Genomic DNA, 26,709 nt, shown 5'->3' on the forward strand with positions numbered 1-26,709 from the left:
CTCCCGGTTCACCTGTCTGTCGGATCACCCTAGGGCACTGTCGCGCGCTGAAACCTCACGATCATGCAACCCTGTTGGGAGGCCAAGTTTCGACCACTCCGCCATGAAGCACCTTCGCGACCGACGGGGCCCGAAGGACGGCAGTGCCGCCGCACGTCGGTCTTCCGCACAGCGCGAAGTGCGCCGCGGAGGGAACTCCCACGGTGGAAGCCACCTCGGCATCGAGCGAACGTCTTCGCCGAGCTACAAGGGGATTCGGGCGCTGGCCGTCTTGTCCATGCGGCGAGGCGGACGGCGTTGTCCCGCAAGCGGCGACACCACCTCACCACCCCCTGGCCTCCTCACCCGCGTGCCCCTCATCACCCCCTGGCGCCCTCACCACCCCCTCGCCCTCTCACCATCCCCTCGCCCCTCACCACCCCCTCGCCCTCTCACCCCCGTGCCCCTCTTTTCGCGTTTTGTCACCTTGATGCGAAATGGGAGCGCTCTTTTGCGCATTATGACTACAAAACGCGAAAACCCCGACCACGCCAGCCGGTCCAGCCGGTCCACGAGGGTGCGGAGGTGCGGGGTGCGGAAGGTGTGGGGGTGCGGGGGGGGGGCGGGGGTGCGGGGGGTGTGGGGGTGCGGAAGGTGTGGGGGGCGCCGTCTCGGGGTGGGCGGTGAGGAGCCCACCCCGAGAGATCCGGCGCTCAGTCGTCGCGGCAGGTGAGGTCGGCGCGGGGGAGTGCACCGTCACGGAGGTAGGTGTTGACGGTGTTCTCCACGCAGATGTTGGGGTAGTTGCCAAACACGGCGTGGATGCGGACGTCTTGCAGTGTGACCAGGCGGGAGCCGGTCATCGCGCGGTGCAGGTCTACGCCGCTGGCGTAGGCGGTGCGGGTGTCGCCGGTGGCCTGCACGATCAGTGCGGGAACGGAGTTGCGCACGGTGGTCGGTTCCTCTACGGGTGGCGCCCAGAACGCGCACGGCGCAATGCCGTTGGCGAAGGAGCCGTAGACCGGCTGGCTGGCGCGGCTGCGCTGGATGTTGCGCCAGTACCACTCGGGGGCACGCGGGAAGGCGACATCGCCGCACAGGATCGCCGACTGGGCCGAGTTCTGCGTCGCGGGCTCCGGGTTGAGCAGGAAGCGCAGATCGCGCTCCAGCTCCGGGCCGGGTCGCACGGGCTTGCCGTCAGCGGCGTCGGCGAACGTCCGCACAGCGCTGGCGAGGAGGGCGTTGTGCCGTGAGTCCGCCAGCGGACCGAACAACATCAGCGGCAGCGCGTGCTGGTCGACCTGGTGCTCACCGACCCGGATCGGCTGCCGCGCGGCTCGGCGGACCAGGTCCTCGACGAACGCCCGAACCTGTCTGGCGGTCGTGCCGAAGTGGTACTCGGCGTCGCGCGCCGCCGCCCACTTCGCCCAGTCGTCCAGGCCGGCCTCGTTGGGCTCACCCATGTCCTGGAACATGCGCGGGCCGTACCGCTTCGAGTCGACCGCGCTGTCCAACACGACGCGGTCGCTGCGGTGGGGGAACATCTGGGTGTACACCGAGCCCAGGTAGGTGCCGTACGACCAGCCGAAGTAGCTGGCCTTCGACTCGCCGAGGGCGGCGCGGACCACGTCCATGTCCCTGGCGGTGTTGCGGGTGGTGATGTGCGGCAGGAGGGCGCCCTCGGTGGCCGCGCACCGGCGCGCCAGGTCTGCCTGGAACCGGACGGTGCGGTCGAAGGCGGCCCGATCCGCACCGGAGGACCGCAGCGCGGTGCCCACCGGCCACTCGCAGTCGACCGGGGTGGACCGGCCGACCCCGCGCGGGTCCATGCCGATCAGGTCGTAGCGGGAGACCACGTCGGCGGTCATCCTCTGCTTGACGGCGAGCATCATGCCGAGCCCGGAACCACCGGGGCCGCCGGGGTTGGACAGCATGATCCCGCGACGCCGCGCGCTGTTCGTGGCCTTCAACCGGGAGATGGCCACGGAGATGGTGCGGCCACGGGGCTCGGCGTAGCTCAGCGGCACTGTGACATCGGCGCACTGGGCGCCCGCCGCGTCCAGTTCCTTGTCACCACAAGCCTTCCAGTCCAGGCGCTGGTGGTGGAACCGGTCCAGGGCGGAGTCAGCGCCGAGTGGCTGAGCGCCTGCCGGGGCGGTTCCGGCCAGCAGGCTCACCGCGGCAGCCACGAGCACGGTAATGCGTTTCATGTTCCCGTTCCTCACTGTCCCAAGTGGACGAAGCTGGTCACGCCGCTGAGCAGACTGCGGTGTCAACGGCACGCATGACGGCCGCGTTGGCCTGTTCGGTGGGGAGAACCTGGTTGACCGTCACGTTCACCGCACGCCCGTCGGCGGTGGCTCCACCCCTGGTGCGGAATCCGGGAATGCTGCCGCCGTGGCCCCAGAACTCCTTGCCGCACGACACCGGGATGCGGATCAGGCCGAGTCCGTAGGCCGCGCCTGGGAACACGTCGGCGGGCACGGTCCGCTTCATCTCCTCCAGCAGTGCCGGGGGCAGCAGCCGCCCGGCGAGCAGCGATGCGAAGAACCGGTTCACATCCGCCCCGGTGGAGACCATCGCGCCCGCGGCGCCACCCCAGGACGGGTCCTGCTCGGTGAAATCCACCCGCCTGCCGTCGATCTCCTGGTAGCCACGCGGATGTGGGCCGCGAACACCGGTCTCGTGGGGAAGCGGGTAGTACGTCGCGGCCAGTCCCAGCGGCGTGATGATCCGACGGGTGATCTCCTCGGCTGCCGATCGCCCGGTCATCTTCTCGATGAGCATGCCCGTCAGCACGTAGTTCGTGTTGGAGTACTCCCACTTCGCGCCGGGCTCGAAGTGGGATCTCAAGGTGAGTGCGGTCTTCACCAGCTCGGCGGCCTCGAAGTGCCGCCAGCGGTCCCGCAGCGGGTTCACCAGCTCCAAGTAGTCGGGCAGGCCGCTGGTGTGCTGCAGCAGGTGCCGCACGGTGATGCGGGTGCCGTCGTTGCCGTTGCCCCGCACCACTCCGGGAAGGTACTGCTCCACGGCGGTGTCCAGTCGCACCCGGCCCTCTGCCACCAGTTGCAGCACGACCGTCGCCACGAATGTCTTGGTGTTGCTGCCGATCCGGACATGGGCCTGGTGCGGGAACGGCCGCCCGGTGCGCAGGTCACCCGCTCCGCTGGCGACTTCCCGGCTCCTGCCCCGCTCGCTGACCACGGCCTGTGCACCGGGCACCCCGCCGACTCGGACGAGGTGGTCCAGCGCCCGCGCGAGCTCCTGCCGCCCCGAAGCGGCCGACAGCTCGGCCACGGCCGTGCCAGGAAGAGTCGTCGCCGCTATCCCCGAGATCAACGCCACCCCGACCAGGGCGCGACGCAAAGTCCTTACACGCAAGGGAGTTCCTCCTCGGAACACCGGGCAGCCGCACATCGGCTCCAGTGGTCACGAAGCTATGAGGAACCCGCCTCCGCTCCCATACCGCCAGCCCCCGATCATGGCTCCAGCTGCCTTCAGTGCCGTGGTGGGGTCAGCTACACCTCCCACACGACTATCTGGGCGCGGTGGTCGGTGACCTCAACGGACAGGTGAGGCCACGATCCGGTCAGCCGCTGAAGCTCACGCGGCGACATCTCAGCCAGTGCGCGCACCGCCTTGTCGGCGCGGAAGTGGACGGTTGTCCCGGTCGTGCCGTCATCGGCGATCGGGACGAGGTCGGTGACGGGGACGCCGTGCTCGTAGCGCTGGGTCCAAGACCCGTTACGACGCCGGTTCGTGTGGACGAGCCACTCGCTGAGGGCTGAGACGACGGACATGCCCCGGCGTGCGTGACCATCGGGAAGCAGGTGTGCGTCGGAGAGGTCGAAGAACCTGAGGTCCTTCGTCGCCATGACCGGCTTCTTCACGGTCTGGCCCTGGTCGTCGACACGGGTGTCGGTGCCTCGCCCGTTGTCCGCAACGGAGACCGAGCCGTCGGCGTGCAGGCTGACGGTGCATCGTCCTCCCGTGTTGCACTCGGCTTCCTCTGCCGCGTACGCGAGGACCTCCAGGATCAGGTGCGGAACACCGCCAGGGGCGAACAGCTCCGGGTTGTTCCTGATGCGGACGAGGTGTTCGGCGTCAACGGCCCTCGCCCAGTCGTGCGTTGTGTTGCGCCACGCGCTCCTTGGCTCATGCATAGAGAAAGCCTCTCATCCGAGGTGGTCGGCGATAGCCGACCGGGACGGGGACCGGAGCTTGTCGAGCACGTGCGAGACGTGTGACTGCACGGTGCGCCGCGGCAGTGCGAGCCTGGACGAGATCTCCGGGTTGGACAGACCCGAGGCGGCCAGCCGCGCGACCTGGTTCTCGATCGGCGACAACGCGTCCCAGCCGGAGGAGGTCACCGCCTCCACGGACACCGGGGTGGTGGAGCGGATTCCGTGCTCTGCGAGCCGGTTCCGTGCGCGTTGGACGTCCCAGCGGGCCGACAGCCCGGCGAACAGGCCGACGGCTTCGGCGAGCGCCGCCGTCGCCTCGTCGGCGCGGCCCTTGGCGGCAAGGAGGGCGGCGGCGTCCTCCAAAGCCAGGGCCAGTTCCAGGGACCTACCCACCGCGCGGTAGTGCTCGGCCGCTTCCACCACCGGTTCCGGGTCACCCGACACGAGTGCCCGGCAGTGCGCGGCCGCGGCGAATGCTCGCGCGGGAACGACTTCCTGGGCCGCCTCCGCCTCGCACACCGCCAACGCCTGGTGCGCCACGTCGGTCGCACCGGAGCGCAGCGCCAGGCCCGCCACGTAGGGCAGCCACTGGTGGCGCAGCATCATCCGCGCGTAGTCGGGGCGCAGGATCGGTTCGAGCCGCCGCAGGGCTTCGGCGTCGTCCCCGCGCTGCTCCGCGTCCAGCGCCAGCGCCATCAGGTAGAAGTCGCAGCTCTCCCGCTCCGCCCCGGTCGTGGGCAGGTGGGCCTCGGCGGCGTCGAGGTGGGCGGCGACACCGGCGCGGTCGTCCCGGCGCGCGGCGATCAAGGCGGCGGCGCCGTGCAGCAGCAGCGCGGCGGGACCGGGTTCCCGCATGCCGTAGAAGGTGATCGCCGGTCCGTCCTCGGTGACGGACTCCAGCTCGGCCAGCGCCTCGTCCCAGCGACCGACCCAGTAGTAGTGGACCGCCGCCGAGACCTGGAGCCCGGTCGGCAGGTCGTGCCGGGTCGCGACCTCACGCGCCGACCGCAACGCCGCCTCGGCCTCGGCGAGCCGGTCCAGGTTCTGCAGGGTGAACATCCGGTTGTCCAGCAGGTCGCACCGGAGCTCGGCCAGGTCCGCGTCGTCGCCGACCGCCTCCAGCGCGCGGTCGACGTGCTCGACCGCACTGGCGTGGTCGCGGCGGATGGAGCTGACCAGCCACAGGGTCTGCAGCGCGTGCGCGATCGGATAGGGCTCGCCAACGGCCACCGACTCCGCGTGCACCTGGCGCGCGGTCCGCTCGGCCAGGTCGAGGTCGGCCAGGTCGCCCCTGCGGAAGTTGGCCAGCAGCGACCGGTGCCGCGCCCGCCAGATCTCCGGGGCCTCCGGGGCGTCGAGCGCCTCGCGGACCAGGCCGATCGCCGTGGCGGTGTCACCGGCCCGGTAGTGCATGACCGCGATCAGGTGGCGCATCTCGGCCACGTCGGCTGGGTCCGTCGCGATCGCCAGCGCCTTGCGCGCCTCGTCCTCGGGGGAACGCTCCAGTCGGAACAGCACCTTCACCAGCGCGACCAGCAGGGTGGCGCGCTGCTGCCGATCGGGCGCTCCGGTGTCCAGGACCCGGGTGAGCAGCTCGACCGCGATCAGCGGGGCGCGGTTGCACACCGCGGTGTGGTGGGTGACCAGCCACGTCGTCACCCAGGCGTCGATCGGTGCCGGCACGGCGACCAGGTGCTCGGCGACCGGCTTGACCGGAGCGCCCGCGCCGTCGAGGGCTTCGGCGGCGTGGCGGTGCAGTGCCGCGCGCAGGGGAGTGGCGATGCTGTCGTAGAGCGCTTGGCGCAGGAACGGGTGCCGGAACGCGAGCTGGTCACCCGCCTCCACCACGACGCTGCCCTGGATCGCCTCGTCGAGCACGCTGAGCAGCTCCAGCGGTGACCTGCCCGCCACGACGGCGAGGTCGCCAACGGCGAACTCCATGCCCAGCAGCGCGGCGGTGCGCAGCACGTCGCGCGTGTCCTCGGAAAGGAAGTCCAGCGTCCTGCGCACCGCCGCGAGCAGCGACTCGGGCACGGCGTCGGTGGCCGCCTGGTCGACCTCGGCGCGGCCGTCGACGAGGCGCACCGAGTTCCCCCGGACCAGCGCGCTGGCGACTTCCTTGGTGTAGAGCGGGTTCCCCGCGGTCCGCCGCGCCAGCGCGCGCAGGCTCGGTCCGGGTTCGGCGCCGACGACCCGGCCGATCAGGTCCGCGGTGTCGGCTGCGCTGAGCGGCTCCAGCCGCAGCACGTGCCCGTCCCCGGCCGCCACGCTCTGCCGCAGCCTGCCCAGCTCGTGCCTTCCGGGGTCGGTCCGGGTCGCGGCGACCAGCAGCAGCGGCAGCTGCCGGGTGGCCGCGGCGAGCCGCCGCCACAGCAGGATGCTCGCGTCGTCGGCCCACTGGAGGTCGTCGACCACCAGCACCAGCGGAGCCACGGCACAGGTCTGGTCCACCAGCGCCAGGAGCCGGTCCACCGCCGCCCGCACCGGGTCGGAGCGGCCCCAGCCGCCGTGCGCGGGCTCGGTGTGCAGCTCCGCGGCCAGCCGTGCCTTGTCCGGGTCGGCCGACAGCGGCTCGACGCCGAGGCAGTCCATGACCACCTGGAGCGGGAACCGCCCGGCCAGCTCGTCGGCGACCGCCCAGCCCAGCTGGCAGCCCCGCGAGCCGGAGTCGGCGAGTGCGACGGTGAGCAGCTCCGACTTGCCGATGCCGGGTTCGCCCTCGATCCACACGGTGGCGCCCCGCCCGGTGAGCACGTCGGAGACCAGCCCGCGCAGCAGCGCGGTCTCCTCGGCGCGGCCGAGGAGCCGTTCCGGTTCGCCGCCCCGGCGGATCGCCCGCGCGACCGGGGTGGGCACCACCAGCAGCGGCTCGGTTGCCGCCGGTTCCGCCTCCCCGCCGAGGATCCTGCGGTGCAGGTCCTGGAGCACCGGGCCGGGTTCGATGCCCTGCGCGTCGACCAGCGCCGTGCGGGCGTCGCGGAACGCCTCCAGCGCCTCGGCCTGCCGCCCGCTGCGGTGCAACGCGAGCATGAGGAGCTCGCGCAGGGCCTCGTGCAGCGGGTGCTCACCGACCAGGACGGTCAGTTCGGCCACCAGCTCCGCGTGGCGGCCCAGGTCGAGCAACGCCCTGGCGCGGAGCTCGATCGCCGTCAGGCGGAGCTCGGCCAGCCGCTGCCGTTCCAGGTCCGCACAGGGGCCGGGCACGCCGGAGTAGGCGTCGCCGCGCCACAGTCCCAGCGCGGTGTCCAGCACGGCGACCGCCTCGTGCCGCTCCCCGGCGGCGGCCAGCCGCTGCGCCCGGACGCGCGCGGCGTCGAAGACCTCGGCGTCACAGACTCCCGGAGCGAGCCGCAGGCAGTAGCCGGAGCCCGCCGAGACCAGGAGGTCCCGGTCCGCGCGCAGAGCGCGTCGGAGTCCGGAGACGTAGGTGTGCAGGCTCCCGGTCGCGCTCGCCGGTGCCGACGTGCCCCAGACACCGTCGATCAGCTCGGAGGCGGAGACGGTCCGGTTGGCGTGGGAGACGAGCACCGCGAAGACCGCGCGCTGCCGGGCCGGGCCGAGGTCGAGCTCGTCTTCGCCGAGCCAGGCGCGCGGTGGTCCCAGGACCTCCACCCGGATTCCCGTCGCCGACCGGGCTGAGGCGCTTTCTGGGGACAGCACGGCAGCAGGTTATCCGGGTTTCCGCGCCACTCGGCGCATCGCGGACGGGGTGTCTCACCCTATGGGGTGAGACAGGGTCGGCCGACGTCGTCGACGGCTCGGGAACTGCCTGGGCCGCAAGGGTTTCCGCGGGTTCCTGGCGCGGAAGCAGGTGGTCCCGGAGCGTCAGCAGCTCGTCCCGCCACGCCGGAGGGACCTCCGGCGCGGCCAGCGCGGTGCCGATCTCCGCGACCGCCAGGCCGGTGTCCCCACGGCTGTGGTGCATCGCGGCGAGGAGCCAGCGCATCTCGGCGGCCAGCGCGGCATCGGTGGTCCGCGCCAGGACGCATCGCGCCTCGGCCTCCGGCGTGTGGCCTTCCCAGAACAGCAACCGGGCGAGGGCGGCGGTGAAGGAGGTGCGGAGCTCGGTGGGGACGGCAGTGTGCCCGCTGGCGTGGCGCAACAGGGCAACGGCTGCCTCCGGTGCGCGCTCGGACAACGCACGGACGTTGCGGGAGAGCCATTCGCACACCCAGGTGTCCACCGGCACCGGACCGGCAAGCAGCTGAGCCGCGACGGTCTCGGCGGGCGAGGAGACAGCGGCCAGGGACTGGGCGAACTGGCGGTGCAGTGCCACGCGGATCGCCGTGGGGGTGCCTTCGCGGAGCACGCGCCGCACGAGCGGGTGGCGGAAACACAGCCGATCCCCGGACTCCCCGAGCACCCCGCACGCGAGGGCTTCGGCGACCGAGTCCGCCAGCTCAGGAACCCGTCTGCCGATGGCGACGGAGACCTCGGTGACGGTGAACTCGTCACCCAGAAGCGCCGCGGAGCCCAGCATCCGCCGGGTCGGGGCGGTGAGGAAGTCGAGATGTCCGCGCACGAGGGCGGTCAGCCGTCGCGGCACGGCAGCGGTTTCCGGATCCCACTCGCCGTCGGCGGCCTCCCGGGCGATCGCGGTGACGTAGAAGGGGTTGCCGCCCGCCTGGGAGGTGATCGACTCCGCGAGCGCGCGGGGTGCGAGCGCCTGTGCCAGCTGGTGCGTCTCGGAGTCGGTCAACGGCGGCAGCGTGAGTACTTCCGTTCCGGAAGCGGAGATCCGCGCGCGCACGAGGTCCAGGTCCCTGCTGCGCGGCGCGGGCCTGGCGGCGGCGACGAGCAGCAGTGGCAGGCGCTGGGTCAAGCGGTGCAGGTAGTTCCAGACGAGCACGCTCTCCTCGTCCAGCCACTGCACGTCGTCGATGACCAGCGCCAGCGGACCACCGGCGCACAGCGAGGTCACGAGCGAGACCGTGCGGTCCAAAGTGGACATGTGCGCCTTGCTCTCCGGCAAGGGCTTGCGGGCCAGGGCCTCCAGCGCCCGCAGGGGCACCTCCCGGTCCGCCTCGTCGCCGCGGCCCCACGCGAGCCGCCCGCCCGCCGTCGCGAGCGCCGACAGCCCCTCGGCCAGCAACGCCGACTTGCCGGTGCCCGGCTCGCCCTCGATCCAGACGCAGCCGCCACGGCCGGCGCCGAGCTGGGCGGCGGCCTCGCGCAGCCGGGCCAGCTCCCGCTGCCTGCCGACGAAGACCGGCGGCCGGGGCGGGATCGCGGTTCCTGCTGGGGACGGGTGGGTGGTGCTCGCCCTGGAGACCCCGCCCAGGGAGGGATCTCCGGCGAGGATGCGTTCGTGCAGGCCGCGAAGTGCCGGTCCCGGCTCGGTTCCGGTCTGCTCCACCAGGGTCTCGCGCGCCTTGCGGAAGGCGTCGAGGGCGTCGGCCTGCCTGCCGCAGCGGCACAGCGCCGTCATCAGCAGCTGGTGCAGCCCTTCGCGCAGCGGGTGTTCGTGGACGAGCCCGGCGAGCTCACCGACCACGTCGTCGTGGCGGCCCAGGTCGAGCGCGACGGCCGCCCGGCGTTCCAGGGTCGCCAGGCGCAGCTCGCCGAGGCGGACGCGCTGCGCGGCGGCGAAGGGCCCCGGCACGCCGGCGAGCGCGTCACCGCGCCAGAGCGCGAGCGCGTCGTCCAACGCGGCGAGCTCGCCGGGTCCGTCGCCCCGGTCGTGGCAGCTCCGCGCCAGGGCGCGCAGCCGGTCGAACCGGTGGGTGTCCAGCCCCTCCTCGGCGACGTTCAGGCAGTACCCGGCAGGGGAGGTCGTCAGCACGCTGCCCGCGGACCACCGGGCCCGCTGCGGCTCCAGGGCGTGCCGCAGCCCGCAGATGTAGGTGTAGAGGCTCGTCTCCGCGCGCGCCGGGCCGAGGTCACCCCAGACGGCGTTGACGAGCTCGTCGCGGGAAACGGGTTTGTTCGCGCGCAGCGCCAAGGCGGCGAATACCGCGCGCTTTCGCGCGGGACCCAGGTCGAGCTCGACGCCTCCGTGCCATGCCTGGGGCCGCCCGAGCAGGCCGATCGTCAGCGGCGGTGCGTTCTTCGCCGTCATTGTTCCTTTGCCCCGGAGTTCAGTGCCGACGGGCGGCCCGTCACCGATTGTGAAGAAGGTGGGGGTCGCCCCGGGTCTGCGTGTCGCCGAGTGGGTTAGGTACGTGACATTGGCTACCGAACGTGACTCTAAGGCGACTGCAGTCCGGGCGCAAGCGTTCCTGTCAAGCCCATTCGGTCGACTTCTGGTCATTCTCCCAGTGGAGATTCACGCTCTTTAGCTAATACCTGGAGGCGTTGTAATCCTTTTGGTTGACGGTGCGTTCTGAATGCCTGCTCGGGCCCGGCGCGGGGGTTTCCGGGCAGTCCGTCGGGGGCGGGCGGGCAGAAGCGGGTCTTCGACCTGGTCCGCGGGGGGCGGCCGTGGTGCGCTGCCGTGCGTCGCCGTGATGGTGCTGGCTTCGTCGGTAGGGGTGTGGTTCGGCATGGGATTCGAGTGGAACGGGCGTGCGGACGGCGTCCACGGGCGGGACGGCTGGGTCGACTACGCGCACGAGCCGTTCATCGGTGACCTGCTGCTCGACCTCGCGCGGGAGGGCAGGCTCGTGCTCGCCCCGGCCCTCGCCGACGAGCTGATCTCCGACCTGGAGCGGACGCTGGACGTGGTCGGCGAGCGGGCCCGGCAGGTCGAGTCGGTCCGCCGCGCCCCGCCCGGCATCCCCCGCGAGCACCCGGACTCCGTCGTCGACGCCCTGTTCGTCGAGCAGGTGGCGCCCCGGCGGATGGAGCGCGCCCTGAGCGAGCTGCCGAAGTACGTCGAGGCGCTGCACCTCGCGAGGGAGCGCGGCCTGGTCGAGGACGCCGACACCACCTGAGCTGCGACTCAAGCGCTCCCGGACCGGCGCCAAGATCGCGTGGAGCGTTTCTCAAGACCGCTTCCGCAGACTTCTCGGCAAGCACAGCCGACCGAACGGGAGCGAACAGTGAATCGAGTTCGGGTAGCAGTCCGGGCCACCGACGCCCTCACGCTCGCCGGTGTCACCAGCGTTCTGCGTTCGCGGCCGGAGGTGACCGTCGAACCGGGCGGGCAGGGACCGGACACCTCCGTCGTCGTGGTGGTGGCCGACCGGCTCACCCCGGAGCTGATGGCCTCGATGCGCCGGGCCGCCGCCGAGTTCACCGCCCCGGTCGTGCTCGTCACCAACGAGATCAGCGAGGCCGAGCTGCTGACCGCCGTGGAGTGCCGGGTCGTCGCGGTGCTCCCCCGCGCGGCGGCCACCGGCGAGCACCTGGCGCACGCCGTGCTGACGGCGGCCGCCGGTGGCGGGGTCATGCCGCCCGCCCTGGTCGGTGAGCTGGTCAAGCACGTCGAACGGCTCCAGCGCGAGGTGCTGGCCCCGCGCGGGCTCACCGCCACCGGGCTCAGCCCCCGGGAGATCGACGTGCTGCGGCTGATGGCCGACGGGCTGGACACCGCGGAGATCGCCACCCGGCTCTGCTACTCCGAGCGCACCGTGAAGAACGTCATCTCCGGGGTGACCAGCAGGCTCAACCTGCGCAACCGGCCCCACGCGGTGGCCTACGCCCTGCGCGCGGGCATGATCTAGGCCCGGTCGGGGTCGCTCGAACGGGCGGCATGGGGCGTGTGGCCCTGGGGTTGGCGGGCGATCGCCGACAGGATCGCCCCCTGCGAGCTCGACACGAGGCTGCGAAAGGACGCGCGATGCGGCGTGAGCTGGTGAGGTGGTCGGTCGCCGGGTGCGTGGCGGCACTGGCCCTCGTGCTGACCGGGTGCTCCGGCACCACCGCTGCGGACACCAGGACGAAGATCACGGTGGCCACCTTCGGCGAGTTCGGCTACGAGCCGCTGTTCGCCGAGTACGAGCGGCTGCACCCGGAGATCGACGTGGTCGGCCGCGTCGCCGACTTCGACACCCACCACAAGGGTCTGGTCACCGCACTGGCGGCGGGGCACGGCGCAGCCGACGTGGTCGCGATCGAGGAGCAGTACATCCCGCGGCTGCGGCGCTCCAAGGACAAGTTCCTCGACCTGTCGGCCTTCGGGGCGCGGGAGCTGCGGACGCGGTGGGCGGCATGGAAGTGGGAGCAGGGCGTCACCGACGACGGCGCGTTCGTCATGGGCCTCGGCACCGACATGGGCAGCCTGGCGATGTGCTACCGCAGGGACCTCTTCGAGCGCGCGGGCCTGCCCACCGACCGGGACGCCGTCGCCGCGCTCTGGCCGACCTGGGAGGACTACGCCGCGGTCGCCGACCGGTTCAGCGCCCGCGTCACCGACGCGAAGTTCACCGACTCGGCGGGAACCGTATACACGGCCATCCTCAACCAGGCCGAGGAGAACTACTTCGCCAAGGCCGACGACTCCTTCGTCGGCGACACCAACCCGAACGTGCTCAGGGCGTTCCGGCTCGCGGGCGGCATCGGCGCGAAGCAGCAGACCGCGAAGGTCACCACCTTCACCCAGCCGTGGAACGTCGCGATCAAACGGGGCAGCTTCGCGACGATCACCTGCCCGGCGTGGATGCTCGCGCAGATCAAGGAGGCCGGGGGAGCGGCCAGCCAGGGCAAGTGGGACGTCACCGCGGTGCCCGGCGGCGCGGGCAACTGGGGCGGCTCCTACCTCACGCTCCCGGCGCAGGGCACCCACCACCGCGAGGCCTACCAGCTCGCCGAGTGGCTCACCGCGCCGGAACAACAGCGGAAACTGTTCGTGCAGCAGGCGATCCTGCCCAGCGAGCCCGTCGCCTACCGCGACCCGGTCGTGGCCGGGCACCGCGACCCCTACTTCAGCGACGCGCCGGTGGGCACGCTCTTCGCGGCGTCCTCGGACAACATCCGCCCGAACTACCGCGGCGTCCGCGACGCCGACGTGCGGCCGAAGTTCGGCCAGGCGCTGGGCCGGGTCGAGGACGGCAAGCAGACCATCGAGCAGGCGTGGAACCAGGCCGTCCGCGAAGCCCGCGCCACCCTCGGCTAGCGCGGCAGTGCGGACCTCTCGGCTGGCGCGGGGGCGCGGACCTCTCGGCTGGCGCGGCAGATGCCCCCGGCGCCGTCCCGCTGTGAGCCCCGGCTGGCGCGGCAGTGCGGACCCCAGGCGCGCGGCCGGTGGCCCCGTGCCCGCGCTGCGGGCGGCCGAGTGGCGGGTCGCCCCGGTGCTGCGGTGCGGTACGCGGTCAGGGTTTTCGCGTTTTGTCACCTTGTTGCGCGAAAGAGGGCCCTCTATTCGCATTAAGCCTACAAAACGCGAAAAGCGAGGTCGGGGTGCGTGTGGCGGGCTTCGGGTGACGGGTGGGTGAGGGGTGGGCGGTCGGTGAGGTGGTGTTGCCACGTGCGCGACGGGGTGGTGCCGCCACGCGCGGGACGAGGTGGTGTGTTGCCACGTGCGGGACGAGGGGGTGTGTTGCCACGTGCGCGACGAGGGGGTGGCGCAACGTGCGCGACGAGGTGGTGTCGCGATGGGTGAGACACGGCTCAGGGCGGGCGTGCGGACGGAGGGTGTGCGGCGGGTGGCCGAGTGGCTTGACCGGCGAGTGACGCCGCTGCTGTTCGTGGCGCCGTTCTTCGTGCTGTTCGCGGTGTTCGGGCTTTTCCCGTTGCTGTACACCGCGTGGGTGTCACTGCACGACTGGCACCTCGTCGACGGCGACCAGGGGTTCACCGGTGCCGCCAACTACGTCCAGCTGCTGGGCGATCCGAACTTCTACAACGCGTTGCTCAACACCGTCAGCATCTTCGTCGTCGCCACCGTGCCGCAGCTGTTGTGCGCGTTGGGGATCGCCGCCCTGCTCGACCGTCCACTGCGCGGGCGGACCGCCTGGCACACCGCCGTTCTCCTGCCCAACGTCGTGTCCGTCGCCGCGGTGGCGCTGATCTTCGCGCAGCTCTTCGGACGGGACTACGGGGTGGTCAACTGGGTCCTGGCGGCGGTCGGGGTGAGCCCGGTCGACTGGCAGGCCAACGCCTGGTCGGCGCATCTCGGTGTCGCGGTCATGGTCGTGTGGCGGTGGGCGGGCTACAACGCGTTGCTGTACCTGGCGGCCATGCAGGCCGTGCCGCGCGAGCTCTACGAGGCCGCGGAGATCGACGGGGCCTCGCGCTGGCGGAGCTTCTGGTCGGTGACCGTTCCCGGTATCCGGTCCACGATCCTGTTCACCGTGGTGGTCTCCACGATCGGTGGCTTGCAGCTGTTCGCCGAGCCCCAGTTGTTCGACTCGTCGGGGACCGCGGGTGTCGGGGGCAACGACCGGCAGTTCCAGACACTGGCGATGTACTTGTACGAGAACGGCTTCGGGTTGTTCAAGGCCGGGTATGCCTCCGCCATCGCCTGGGTGTTGTTCCTGCTGTGCGCGGGGTTCGGTCTGGTCAACGTGCTGGTGCTGCGCAAGGCCATCAGGCGGGGGTGAGTCACGTGCGGGGCAGTGGCACCAGGCGAGCGGGGCTGTTCGTCCACGCGGCGCTGGTCGCGGTCGTGGTCGCCTCCGTCTTCCCGCTCTACTGGTCGTTCGTGGTGTCCTCGCGCGAGGGCTCGGCGATCGCGGAGGGCACTCCGCCGATGATGCCCGGCGGCTACCTCGTGGACAACATCCGCCAGGTGTTCGACACGGTGGACTTCTGGTTGGCGCTGCGGAACTCGCTGATCGTGTCCGGGACGGTCACCCTGTCCAACGTCGTTCTGTCCACAATGGCCGGTTTCGCGTTCGCGCGCCTGCGGTTCCCGGGACGCGACTCGTTGTTCCTCGTGGTCATCGGGTCGTTGATGATCCCAGCCCAGCTCGGCGTGATCCCGTTGTACCTCCTCGTGGGGGAGCTGGGGTGGTCCGGTCGGCTGGAGGCGGTGATCGTGCCGGGGTTGATGAGCGCCTTCAGCGTGTTCTGGATGCGGCAGGCGTGCGAGGAGGCGGTGCCCGAGGAGCTGGTCGGCGCGGCGCGCGTGGACGGCTGCTCGCACCTGCGCACCTACTGGCACGTGGCGCTGCCCGCGCTGCGACCGCATGCCGCTGTGCTCGCGATGCTGACGTTCATGGCGGCCTGGAACGACTTCTTCTGGCCGTTGGTCGTCCTTGACCCCAACGAGGCACCGACCGTCCAGGTGGCGCTGTCCCGGTTGGCCAGCGGCTACTTCACCGACTACACGCTGATGCTGACCGGGGCGAGCCTGGCGACGCTGCCGGTGATCGTCGTCTTCCTGTTGCTGGCCAGGCATGTCGTCGCCGGTATCGGCCGGACGGCGCCGAAGGGATGAGGTGAGCATGACCCGCGGTGACGAACGCCGTTTCCCCGAGGGCTTCCTGTGGGGAGCGGCCACGGCCGCGTACCAGATCGAGGGCGCGACGACCGCCGACGGCAGGGGCGCGTCGATCTGGGACACCTTCTGCGCCGAGCCGGGCAAGGTCCACGAGCGGCACAACGGCGATCCCGCCTGCGACCACTACTCCCGCTACGAGCAGGACGTCGAGCTGATCGGTCGGCTCGGCCTGCCGGTGTACCGGTTCTCCACGGCCTGGCCCCGGGTCATGCCGGACGGCCGCACGGTCGAGCGCAGGGGCCTGGACTTCTACGACCGGCTCGTGGACACCCTGCTGGGCCGGGGGATCGACCCGATGGTCACGCTGTACCACTGGGATCTCCCGCAGGCGCTGGAGGACGAGGGCGGCTGGCTGGAGCGCGACATCGCGGCGCGGTTCGCCGACTACGCCAGTGCCGTCCACGAGGCGCTGGGCGACCGCGTGGACCACTGGACGACGCTCAACGAGCCGTTCTGCTCGGCGTTCCTCGGCTACGGCAACGGCGTGCACGCCCCGGGGATCAGCGACCACCGGCTGGCCCTCGTCGCCGCGCACCACCACCTGCTCGCACACGGCACCGCGATGCGGGCGCTTCGCGAGCGGTCGCGGCCCGGGCAGCAGCTGTCGATCGTGCTCAACTTCTCGCCCGCGCTGGCCGACGTGGACGACGCGGCGCACCGGGACGCGGCCCGCCGGTTCGACGCCGTGCACAACCGGTTCTTCCTCGATCCCGTTCTGGGCCGGGGTTATCCGGCCGACCTGCTGGCCGACGTCGCCCACCTGGACGCGCTCGAACCGGCCGTGCGCGCCGGAGACCTGGAGACGATCGCGCAACCGGTCGACTGGATCGGGGTCAACTACTACGCCCCCACCAGGACCACACCGCTGGACGATCCCACCGCGGCCAGCAACTGCCCCCTGCCGGGCCTGCGCGGCATGGACGTGTTGCCGCCGCGCGCCCCGCTGACGTCGATCGGATGGGAGCAGCACCCGCCCTCGTTCACGGATCTGCTGGTGTGGCTGGGGGAGCACTGCGGTGGTGTGCCGCTGATCGTCGCGGAGAACGGCGCGGCCTTCGAGGACACCGTGGACCCCGACGGCGCGGTGCGCGACGCGGACCGCGTCCGGTACTTCGCCGAGCACCTGGGCGCGGTGCACGAGGCGATCCGGCGCGGGGTGGACGTGCGCGGCTACCTGGCGTGGTCGCTGCTGGACAACTTCGAGTGGTCGTTCGGCTACACCCAGCGGTTCGGCATCGTCCACGTGGACTTCGCCACCCAGCGCCGCACCGTGAAGGACAGCGGCCATTTCTTCGCCGACGTGGTGGCGCGCAACGCGCTGCCCGGCGACCGGGGGTAGACCCCCTCGCCCCGCCGGCATGTCCGGCGGGGCAATGTCGGCCGTTCGCAAGGACATCCCGGGGCCGGTTCCGTTGTGCCCGAGCACGTGCGCGAAGTCTGCTTGACGCGAGTTGCTCGTCCACAAGGGAGAAACCGATGACCGGACCAGTCTCAACAACAACCCCGGGAATGCTCAAGGCGGCGGGGCACCTCGCCAACACCCAGAGCGTCGCCAAGGGCGGCGTGTCGAGCGTGGCCGACGCGCTCGCGGCGCTGAAGTCCACGTGGACCGGTGACGCGTCCCTGGCCTTCGACTCGTCGATGAAGGCATGGATGGACGACTGCACCTTCATCGTGAACAAGCTCGGCGAGATGATCGAAGTGATGAACGGCAACCGCCAGGTGATCACCGCGGGCGAGCAGGACAACACCCAGATCGCGGGGTCCATCCCGGTCGGTCCCGGCCTGCCGGGACTGTGACCCGCCCCCGACCCCTTCCCCTGTAGCGAAAGGACATCGCCGTGCCCACGTACACCTTCGACCGGGGTATGGCCGACTCGGTCCGCGACCAGATGGCCGCCGTGACCAAGCGCCTGCAGACCGAGCTGGAGACCATGCACCAGCAGATCATCACCACGCTCGCCGACTGGAAGGACGGCGCCAAGGAGCAGTACATGGTGGCCAAGCACCACTGGGACGCCGCAGCGCAGCGGATGCCGCACAGCCTCAACTCCGCCGAGGTCGCGCTGAACCAGATCACCGGCGGCTACCTGAAGATCGAGCACTCCGGCGTCAACGCCTGGGGCGGCTACAGCGTCAAGTGAGCCGGGGAGGCGCCGGGGGCGGCCGCCACCCCCGGCGGCATCCCGGTCCTGACCAGAAGTGACCACGGCACGAGGAAGGGATGGCGGAGGAGATGGGCAAGTACCAGGACGCCACGGAGTTCGACGTCAAGCAGCCCCCGAGCGACCTGGGGAGCTGGAACGGCCCGCCCGGGGAGTTCTTCACCGGGCAGTACCCGCCGCCGAGGGTCCCCGGCGGTTCCGAGACGCCGGGCAAGGGCGTCACCACGGTGAGCACCGAGGCGCTGAAGCTGTTCGCGGGCAACATCCGCTCGCTGCTCCCCGCGCTGCGGGAGGTGCGGACCCGGCTGCTGGACGTCAAGCTCGCTCCGGGCGCCTTCTACGACGCCCACCAGCTGATGGTGAAGGTCGTCGGCGCCGGCGACGCGGGCACCGGCGGGCTCCAGCCGACCACGCTGAAGTTCGTGGAGAACGCCATCAACGCGATCACGGTCACCGCGGACGAGCTGGACAAGCTGGCCAGCGCCTACGCCACGGCCGAGGAGCTCAACCGGATGACGGGCATGGACCTCGGCGAGCACATCGAGCGCGCGAAGGGCTACATCACCACCGCCGTCGGCGCCCCGGTCGGCGTCGGCAGCGGCGGGAGCGGCGGCGGGCAGAGCGGCAACCCCAAGACCTGACCAGCCCCTGAAACGTCCACTGTGGATCTGACTCCTCCAGCCGAAAGCCCGGACCATGCCTGAAGAGACCTCCCCCCAAGGCTTTTCCATCGAAGATGGCGCGTACTTCGCCGCCGGCAACGGATCGGGCGGCAGCAAGGCGGACTACGACACCTGGTCCTGGAAGCAGATCAAGGCCGCCATCACCGGCTCGGCCGCGGTGGGGGAGGACCAGCGCGACGACGCAGCGCAGCGGGCGGGCGGGGTCTCCGACCCCGGTTCCCTGTGGCAGGCCGCGCTCGACTTCCGCATGGCCAAGGAGGTGCTGGCCATGGTGGGCAAGAGCATCCGCGAGCAGGCCGAGGCCCTCGCGGGGGAGGACGGGGCGTGGCGCGGCGAGGCCGCGACGGCGTTCAAGAGCATGATGGAGCCCTTCTCCACCGCGTTCCTCAACCACGCCGAGCAGCTCGACGGCGGCCCCGCCCGGCTCAACCCGGTGCCGGAGCAGCTGTGGGCGGCGGGCAGTCACCTCGACTTCGCCCGCCGCCAGGTCGCCGAGATCGACGTGCACTACGCCGCCGAGGCGCGCCGGATCGCGCAGGCGTGGAACAACTCGTTCCCGGGCCTGTTCAGCCCCATCGAGTACCAGATGGACAACGGGCTCACCTACGTCAGCTGGAACGAGCAGATCGTCCAGATGATGACCAGCGACATGCGCCAGGTGCTGAAGAGCCTCGCGACGACCTACGAGGACACCAGGTTCGTCACCGAGGTGCAGCCGGTGCCGCAGCCCAACCCGCTCGGCGGCGGTCCCGGCCCGAACGACTTCAACCCCGAGGACTACAAGCCCGACCCCAACGACTACAAGTTCGACCCGAACAGCTTCGACTTCAACCCCGAGGACTTCACCCCGGAGGACTTCGGATCGCAGAACCCCGGCCCGCAGAACTTCTCGCCCGCGAGCTTCGATCCGAGCAGCTTCTCCCCGGAAGGCTTTACGCCGCAAGGTTTCTCCCCGGAGGGTTTCAGTCCGGAGGGCTTCAACCCGGAGGGGTTCAACCCCCAGAACCCCGGCCCCGAGGGGTTCACCCCGCCGAACCTCGCGCCGGAGGGCTTCGCTCCCGGCAGCCTCAACCCCGGAGCCTTCGACCCGAGCTCGCTGGGCGGCAACGGGTTCACGCCGCCCGGTGTCACGCCGTTCCAGCCGGGCTCCGGGTCGGTCCCGCCGGTGCTGCCGTTCCCCGGTGGCGTCACCCCGCCGTCCGGCGGCGGGAGCCGGGGCGGTCTCGGGAACGTGCAGCCGCCGCAGCGCTTCGGCGGTGGCGGGAACGGCGGTGGCGGGAACAAGCTCCCCGACCTGACCGCCCCGGACCTCAAGGGCGTCGAACCGCCCGTCATGCCCAAGCTGCCCGAGATCGAGGACTGGGCCGCGGGCGAGGGGCCGGGCAAGCTCGGCATGCCGGACCAGCGCGGCATGTCCATGCCGCCCGCGATGCCGTTCGCTCCCGGAGCCGGGGGCGGCGCCGCGGGCGGGCCGGAGCGCTCGGACGCGTCGGGTCTGCTCGGCGGTGAGGTGAAGCCCTGGGAGAGCCCGGAGTTCCCGGGGCTGGGCGATCCGCAGGGCCTGTCCGACCTGCCGTCGGACACCCCGGAGAAGTGGGCCGCCGGTAACGGGCTCGGTGCGTCGCAGATGCCGATGATGCCGATGTCTCCCATGGCTCCGATGGCGCCGGGTGCTGGTGGGAATGCCGGTGGTGCTGAGCGGTCGGATGCGTCGGGTCTGCTGGGTGGTGAGGTTGAGCCGTGGGAGGGCGCTGAGCTTCCTGGCATGGGTGACCCGCAGGGTGTTGACGCGCCCGCCGTTGATCCGCAGGAGTGGGCCGCTGGTGACGGGCTCGGTGCGTCGCAGATGCCGATGATGCCGATGTCTCCCATGGCTCCGATGGCGCCGGGTGCTGGTGGGAATGCCGGTGGTGCTGAGCGGTCGGATGCGTCGGGTCTGCTGGGTGGTGAGGTTGAGCCGTGGGAGGGCGCTGAGCTTCCTGGCATGGGTGAGCCTCGGGGTGGCGTGGATGTGCCTCCGGTGTCTCCGGAAGAGTGGGCCGCTCGCGGGGAAGGCGTTGGCGCGCAACAGATGCCGATGATGCCGATGGCTCCGATGTCGCCCGCCGCCACTGCCGCCGCGAGCGGCTCTGAGCGCTCCGACGCGTCGGGACTGCTGGGCGGCGAGACCGAGTCGTGGGAGGGTGCTGAGCTTCCCGGCATGGGTGACCCGCAGGGTGTTGACGCGCCCGCCGTTGACCCGCAGGAGTGGGCGGCGCGCGGGGAAGGCGTTGGTGCGCAACAGATGCCGATGATGCCCATGGCTCCCGTGTCGCCCGCTGCGACCAACGGCTCCGAGCGCTCCGACGCGTCGGGACTGCTCGGCGGTGAGACGGAGCCCTGGGAAAGCGCTGAGCGGTCCGGGATGGGCGAGCCGCAGGGTGTTGACGCGCCCGCGGTCGCTCCGCAGGAGTGGGCGACCACCGGCGACACCGTTGCCGCGCACCAGGTTCCGGTCGACTCGGCGGACGAGGACCGCGTCGCGGTGGTCCGGCCAGCCGGGTCCGACGAGGACACCAGCGCGTGGGACGTCGCGGCGGCGGGGAGCCTGTTGTGGTTGACCGCCGCGGCCTCGCGGACTCGGGAGGAGCCCGAGCCGGAGATCGTGACCGACTACGCGCTGCGCGAGACGACTCCGTGGGAGCACACCTCCAGCGCCTCCGCGCGGCCCGTGGCGGAGCCGGTCGGGCGGCGGCTGGACGCCTCGGACTACCTGCCCCGGCCCTTCGACCCGGAGGAGCTGCCGGGGTGCGGCGGGCAGGACGGTCCCCCGGAGGAGCCGGAGCAGGTGCCCGTCGCCGAGGAGGAGACCGAGGAGGAGGCCGAGCGCACCTCCGCCGACTTGCTCAAGCAGAACGAGGACGCGTGGTCGACGCCCGCGCCCAAGGCACCGGGGGTGATCGAGTGAGTACCTCGACCGTCAAGCGCGGGCCCCGGCTGGCCGGGCCGGAGATGCCGGAGGGCCAGGAGGAGCTCCAGGAGCCCCCGGTGATGCCGGAGCCTGCGACCAGGGACTTCAGCTCCGTGCTGATGTTCCTGCCGATGGCCATCGGGCCGATCGCGATGGTCCTGGTCTTCTCCAGTATCGGCACCGTCGGGGCCTCGCCGTTCATCTACATCATGGCCGGGGCGATGGCGATCGGCATGGTCGCCATGGGACTGAGCCAGCTCAGCCGCGGCGCGGGCGACCGCAAGCGCAAGCTCAACGCCGAACGGCGCGACTACCTGCGCTACATCGGCCAGCTGCGCAGGCGGGCGAGGGAGACCGCCGACGCGCAGCGCAAGGCCGTGGCGTGGAACAACCCCGACCCGTCCTGGCTGTGGTCGCTGGCGCGCGGGCCACGGCTGTGGGAGCGCCGGGGCAGCCACGACGACTTCGGCCGGGTGCGGATCGGGCTGGGCACCCAGCAGGCGGCCATGGAGTTCACGCCGCCGTCGACGAAGCCGATCGAGGACCTGGAGCCGCTGTCGGCGATCTCGCTGCGCCGGTTCAGCGAGACCTACCGGACCGTCACCGGCATCCCGATCTCGGTGGGCCTGCGCAGCTTCACCAGCGTCGAGTTCGCCGGGGACGCCACGGACGCCGTCGGCCTGGTGCGCGCGATGCTCGGCCAGCTGGTCACCTTCCACGCCCCGGACGAGCTGCGCCTCGCGGTGCTCACCGGCGAGGCGAACCAGGCCGAGTGGGACTGGGTGAAGTGGCTGCCGCACACCGCGCACCCCACCGCCCGCGACGCCGCCGGTCCGCTGCGGATGCTCACCTGCGACCACGACGAGCTGATGGACCTGCTCGGCCCCGAGGTCACCGACCGGGGCGACCACGACAAGAGCGTTCTGGCGGGCGTCGCCGAGCCCCTGGTCGTGGTGGTGGCGCACCTGGCGTCGATCCCGGAGCACTCGCCGCTGTTCGGGCCCGGCCTGCGCAACGTGGTCCTGCTCGACGTCACCGGCACCATGCCCGGCGGGGCCAAGGTGCTGCGGCTGACCTGCCGCGACGGCCGGGTCTCCTACCCGGCCGGCGAGGACACCGGCTCGGCCACCTGCGACGCGCTGAGCCTCGGCCAGGCCGAGAGCCTCGCCCGGATCATCGCGCCGAGGCGCACCAGCGGCACGGTGGACGTCGTCGACCGTCCTTTTGAGACGGACTTCGAGCTGACCACCCTGCTGGGCGTGCGCGACGTGCACACCTTCGACGTCAACGGGCTCTGGCGGCAGCGGACGCCGCAGCGGGCCAGGATGCAGGTGCCGATCGGGGTCACCGAGGACGGCGAGGTCGTCGAGCTGGACCTGAAGGAGTCGGCGCAGGGCGGCATGGGGCCGCACGGCATGCTGATCGGCGCCACCGGCTCCGGCAAGAGCGAGCTGCTGCGCACCCTGGTGTGCGGCCTGGCCGCGACGCACTCCTCGGAGATCCTCAACTTCGTCCTGGTCGACTTCAAGGGCGGCGCGACCTTCCTCGGCATGGACAAGCTGCCGCACACCTCGGCGGTGATCACCAACCTGGCCGACGAGCTGCCGCTGGTCGACCGCATGCAGGACTCCCTCAACGGCGAGCTGATCCGCCGCCAGGAGATCCTGCGCGACAGCGGCTACGCCTCGTTGTTCGAGTACGAGAAGGCGCGGGCCACCGGCGGGCAGCTCGCCCCGCTGCCGACGCTGCTCGTCGTCGTCGACGAGTTCAGCGAGCTGCTGGCCAGCAAGCCGGAGTTCATGGAGCTGTTCGTCAGCATCGGGCGGCTCGGCCGCAGCCTCGGCGTGCACCTGCTGCTGGCCTCGCAGCGGCTGGACGAGGGCCGCATCCACCGCGTCGAGGGCCACCTGTCCTACCGCGTCGCGCTGCGCACCTTCTCCTCGATGGAGTCCCGCAGCGTGATCGGCGTCGCCAGCGCCTACGAGCTGCCCTCCGCCCCGGGCAACGGCTACCTGAAGATCGACACCTCGACGCTGATCCGGTTCAAGGGCGCCTACGTCTCCGGCCCGTGCGCGACGGCGGCGCCGGAGGGCGGGAAGGCGACCGAGGAGACGGCTGCCGGTGAGATCGCCCCCTTCTACACGCGGCCGAACCCGCTGCTGCACCAGATCCACCCGGTGGAGTCCGAGCAGCCCGCGAAGGCGGCCGCGCCGGAGCCCGCGGGCGACGACGCGCCGAGCCTGGCCGAGGTGCTGATCGGCCGCCTGGTCGGCGCGGGACCGGCCGCCCGCCAGGTGTGGCTGCCGCCGCTGGCGGACTCGCCGAGCCTGGACTCGCTGCTGCCGAGCGTGCTGCCGCACCCGGAGCTGGGCATGAGCGTGCAGGACCCGGCAGTGCGCGGCCTGCTGCGCGTCCCGGTGGGCCTGGTCGACCGGCCCTACGAGCAGGTGCGCGAGCTGCTGGTGGCCGACCTGTCCGGCTCGGACGGGCACGTCGGCATCGTCGGCGCCCCCATGACCGGCAAGTCCACGCTGCTGCGGACGCTCATCCTGGGCCTTGCGCTGACCCACACCCCGGAGGAGGTCCAGTTCTACGGCCTGGACTTCGGCGGCGGCGGGATCATGTCGATCAGCGGCCTGCCGCACGTGGGCTCGGTGGCCACGCGCATGGAGCGCGACCGCGTGGTGCGCACCATCGAGGAGATCATCCAGGTGATGGAGCTGCGCGAGGCGGCCTTCGCCGAGCGCGGCTTCGAGTCGATGAGCGCCTACCGGCAGGCGCGCATGGCCGGGCAGGTCGATGACCCGCACGGCGAGGTGTTCCTGGTCATCGACGGCTGGTTCACGCTGCGCCAGGACTTCGGCGACCTGGAGTCGAAGCTGACCGAGATCGCCGCGCGCGGCCTGTCCTTCGGCATCCACCTGGTGGTGACCTCCACCCGGTGGTCGGAGATCCGGCCGTGGCTGCGCGACGTGCTCGGCACGCGGTTCGAGCTGCGGCTGGGCGACGCGATGGAGTCGGAGGTGGCCAGCCGCAAGGCGGCGACCGTGCCCAACCAGCCCGGCCGCGGCCTGACCAGCTCCGGGTTCCACTTCCTCGCCGCCCTGCCGCGCCTGGACGGCAGCGGCGACACCGAGGACCTGGCGTCGGCGACGAAGTCCATCGTCGAGGAGGCGCGCACGTTCTGGCCCGGCCGCAGCGCGCCCGGCGTGCGGTTGCTGCCGACGAAGCTGCCGATCGTGGACCTGCCCCGGCCAGAAGGCGACCTGCGGATCTGCCTCGGCCAGGACGAGCAGCGGCTCAACCCGGTCTGGCACGACTTCACCGTCACCCCGCACCTGTTCCTGCTCGGTGACGCCGAGACGGGCAAGACCAACGCGCTGCGCCTGGTGCTGCGCTCGATCGTGGCGGGCTACCGGCCGGGCGAGGCGAAGATCCTGCTCGGCGACTCCCGCCGCGACCTCGACGGCATGGTGCCGGACGAGTACCGCATCGGGCACGCGATCGGCTCGGACACGCTGACCGACCTGGCCACCAAGGCGGCTGTGTCGCTGCACAAGCGGGTGCCGGGACCGGACATCTCCTCGGAGCGGCTGCGCAAGCGGGACTGGTGGGACGGCCCGCAGCTGTTCGTCGTCGTCGACGACTACGAGCTCTTCGGCGGCGGCATGACCATGGGGACCCCCATGGACGCGCTGCTCCCCCTGCTGGCGCAGGGCGTGCACATCGGCTTCCACCTCGTCGTCGCGCGCAGCAGCGCCAACGCCCTGCGCGGGATGATGGACCCGGTCCTGCGCCGGTTGTGGGAGCTCGGCACCCCGGCGCTGTTGTTCTCCTACCCCAAGGAAGAGGGCAAGTTCCTGGGCGAGGCCGCCCCGCGAACCCTGCCCCCCGGCCGCGCGCAGCTCGTCACCCGGCGCGGCGTCAAGCTCATCCAGACCGGTTTCGTGCCCGTCGCGGCGTCGCAGCACGGCGATGACGTGGCCGTCGGCGTGTCGTCCAGGAGGTCAGGGACGTGACCAGCGCACCCATCGCCGAACTGTGCCGCATCACGGTGTTCGGCCCCAGCGGTCGGGCCGATCTCGCGGTGCCGGTCGCCACGACCGTTGCCGCGCTCATGCCGACGCTGGTGCGGCACGTCGTGCGGGACGAGGACCGTCCGCGCGAGGCCGAGGAGTACGGCTCCTGGGTGTTGCAGCGCTTGGGCGAGGCTCCCCTGGACCCGGACGGCACACCCGAGACGCTGGACTGGCTCGACGGTGAGCAGTTCCACCTCTCCCGCGCCGAGGACCCGTTGCCGGAGCTGGATTTCGACGACGTCGCCGACGGCATGGCGACAGCGGTCAACCGCCAGGGCAACCGGTGGAACGAGACTGTCAACCGGCGGCTGTTCCTGAGCCTGACCGTGGTGGTGTTCGGCGCGATCGGAGTGGCCCTGTTCAGCGACTCCGGCGGCGTTGTCGCGTCGGTCAGCGCCGGGGTGCTCGCCGCGATCCTGTTCACCGCGGCGATCCTGGTGGCGCGGACACTGCGCGATCGCGGGCTCGCGGCGATCGTCGGCGTGACGAGCTGTGCGTTCGCCGGGCTCTCCGGCCTGGTCGGCGCCGAGGGCGTGCGGGGCGCACTGGAGCTGCGGCCGGTCGGCGTGCTCATCGGCGGGTTGGCGATGGGCGGCACCGCCGCGGTGCTGCTGATCGCGCAACGGATTCTCGCCCCGGACCTGCCGATCGTGCCGTTCGGGACCGCCGCGGTCGCGGGGATCGGCGCGGTCGTGGCGATGTGGCTGCACCTCGGAGTCGGGCTGACCCCGCACCAGAACGCCACCGTGGTCCTCACCGCGTTCTTCACGGTGACCCTGTTCGCGCCGAAGCTGGCCACGCGCACCGCCCGGCTGCGCGGTCCCCAGCTCCCGCGCACCGCCGACGAGCTCAAGATCGACGTGGAACCCGCTCCGGCTGCGGAGATCGTGGAGCAGACCGGCAACGCCGACCGCTACCTGAGCGTGCTCGCGATCGGCTCCTCCGTGGTGTTCACCGCCGCCTTCTGGCACCTGATGGACGGCGCGGGATGGGTGGAGTACACGCTGACCGGTCTGCTCACGGCGTTGGTGCTGCTGCGGTCCCGGGAGTTCCTCAACATCGGCCAGCGGGTCTCGCTCGCCCTGGCAGGGACGGCGGGCGCGGTGCTGTTCGTGCTGTCGCTGCTGGCGGAGCTCACCCCGGTGTGGCGCGGGGTCGGGATCGTGCTGCTGCTCGTGGTGGCGCTGCTGCTGGTGCTCGCCGCGCTTCGTCCCGCCCACCGCAGGCTGCTGCCGATCTGGGCGCACCTGGGCAACGTCCTGGAGAGCTGCGCGGCGATCGCGTTGGTGCCGTTCCTGATGCACGTGCTCGGCGTCTTCGCCTGGGCGCGCGGACTGGCCGGGTGA

General features: G+C 71.7%; 16 protein-coding genes and 1 pseudogene. 12 read left to right on the top strand and 5 right to left on the bottom strand.

Going from position 1 to position 26,709, the window contains the following annotated elements; all coding sequences use genetic code 11:
- Positions 1-692: 692 nt before the first annotated feature.
- From ACFFQA_RS34155 to ACFFQA_RS34175, 5 genes and pseudogenes are all read right to left on the bottom strand, one after another.
- Positions 693-2,189 (bottom strand): alpha/beta fold hydrolase, encoded by a 1,497-nt coding sequence (locus ACFFQA_RS34155; RefSeq protein WP_377861280.1) that lies wholly within the window; start codon positions 2,187-2,189, stop codon positions 693-695.
- 37 nt (positions 2,190-2,226) lie between these two features.
- Positions 2,227-3,360, bottom strand: coding sequence for a serine hydrolase domain-containing protein (locus ACFFQA_RS34160; protein ID WP_377861283.1), 1,134 nt, complete (start codon positions 3,358-3,360; stop codon positions 2,227-2,229).
- Between the two features lie 137 nt (positions 3,361-3,497).
- Positions 3,498-4,142 carry an ATP-binding protein gene (locus ACFFQA_RS34165; protein ID WP_377861285.1) on the bottom strand — a complete coding sequence of 215 codons (645 nt, stop codon included), beginning with the start codon at positions 4,140-4,142 and terminating at the stop codon, positions 3,498-3,500.
- Positions 4,143-4,154: 12 nt separating this feature from the next.
- Positions 4,155-7,775 (bottom strand): BTAD domain-containing putative transcriptional regulator, encoded by a 3,621-nt coding sequence (locus ACFFQA_RS34170; protein WP_377861287.1) that lies wholly within the window; start codon positions 7,773-7,775, stop codon positions 4,155-4,157.
- 1,192 nt (positions 7,776-8,967) lie between these two features.
- Positions 8,968-10,413: pseudogene (locus ACFFQA_RS34175) on the bottom strand (AfsR/SARP family transcriptional regulator); the annotation flags it as partial.
- Positions 10,414-10,645: 232 nt separating this feature from the next.
- On the opposite strand from ACFFQA_RS34175, the gene ACFFQA_RS34180 reads away from it, so the two are divergent.
- The 12 genes from ACFFQA_RS34180 to eccD all read left to right on the top strand — a co-directional run bounded on the left by ACFFQA_RS34180 (position 10,646) and on the right by eccD (position 26,709).
- Positions 10,646-11,035 carry a hypothetical protein gene (locus tag ACFFQA_RS34180; protein WP_377861290.1) on the top strand — a complete coding sequence of 130 codons (390 nt, stop codon included), beginning with the start codon at positions 10,646-10,648 and terminating at the stop codon, positions 11,033-11,035.
- Between the two features lie 108 nt (positions 11,036-11,143).
- A complete protein-coding gene (locus tag ACFFQA_RS34185; RefSeq protein ID WP_377861292.1) occupies positions 11,144-11,767 on the top strand; it encodes a helix-turn-helix transcriptional regulator in 624 nt (207 codons plus the stop codon).
- 116 nt (positions 11,768-11,883) lie between these two features.
- Positions 11,884-13,158, top strand: coding sequence for an ABC transporter substrate-binding protein (locus ACFFQA_RS34190; RefSeq protein ID WP_377861295.1), 1,275 nt, complete (start codon positions 11,884-11,886; stop codon positions 13,156-13,158).
- Positions 13,159-13,636: 478 nt separating this feature from the next.
- A complete protein-coding gene (locus ACFFQA_RS34195; RefSeq protein ID WP_377861297.1) occupies positions 13,637-14,584 on the top strand; it encodes a carbohydrate ABC transporter permease in 948 nt (315 codons plus the stop codon).
- A gap of 5 nt (positions 14,585-14,589) precedes the next feature.
- Positions 14,590-15,423 carry a carbohydrate ABC transporter permease gene (locus ACFFQA_RS34200; protein ID WP_377861300.1) on the top strand — a complete coding sequence of 278 codons (834 nt, stop codon included), beginning with the start codon at positions 14,590-14,592 and terminating at the stop codon, positions 15,421-15,423.
- 7 nt (positions 15,424-15,430) lie between these two features.
- Positions 15,431-16,825, top strand: a complete 1,395-nt coding sequence (locus tag ACFFQA_RS34205; protein WP_377861302.1) for a GH1 family beta-glucosidase — start codon at positions 15,431-15,433, stop codon at positions 16,823-16,825.
- A gap of 137 nt (positions 16,826-16,962) precedes the next feature.
- Positions 16,963-17,286: a WXG100 family type VII secretion target gene (locus tag ACFFQA_RS34210; protein ID WP_377861305.1), complete on the top strand. Its 324-nt coding sequence runs from the start codon at positions 16,963-16,965 to the stop codon at positions 17,284-17,286.
- A 41-nt stretch (positions 17,287-17,327) separates the two neighbouring features.
- Complete coding sequence (locus tag ACFFQA_RS34215; RefSeq protein ID WP_377861308.1) at positions 17,328-17,630, top strand: WXG100 family type VII secretion target; 303 nt, start codon at positions 17,328-17,330, stop codon at positions 17,628-17,630.
- Between the two features lie 80 nt (positions 17,631-17,710).
- Complete coding sequence (locus ACFFQA_RS34220; protein WP_377861311.1) at positions 17,711-18,292, top strand: hypothetical protein; 582 nt, start codon at positions 17,711-17,713, stop codon at positions 18,290-18,292.
- A gap of 55 nt (positions 18,293-18,347) precedes the next feature.
- Complete coding sequence (locus tag ACFFQA_RS34225) at positions 18,348-21,281, top strand: WXG100 family type VII secretion target (RefSeq protein WP_377861313.1); 2,934 nt, start codon at positions 18,348-18,350, stop codon at positions 21,279-21,281.
- Positions 21,278-25,303, top strand: a complete 4,026-nt coding sequence (eccCa, locus tag ACFFQA_RS34230) for a type VII secretion protein EccCa (RefSeq protein ID WP_377861315.1) — start codon at positions 21,278-21,280, stop codon at positions 25,301-25,303. The genes ACFFQA_RS34225 and eccCa overlap by 4 nt, the downstream gene beginning before the upstream one ends.
- Positions 25,300-26,709: a type VII secretion integral membrane protein EccD gene (gene eccD, locus ACFFQA_RS34235; protein ID WP_377861318.1), complete on the top strand. Its 1,410-nt coding sequence runs from the start codon at positions 25,300-25,302 to the stop codon at positions 26,707-26,709. The genes eccCa and eccD overlap by 4 nt, the downstream gene beginning before the upstream one ends.

This window comes from Allokutzneria oryzae (genome assembly GCF_042429765.1).
Classification (GTDB): domain Bacteria; phylum Actinomycetota; class Actinomycetes; order Mycobacteriales; family Pseudonocardiaceae; genus Allokutzneria; species Allokutzneria oryzae.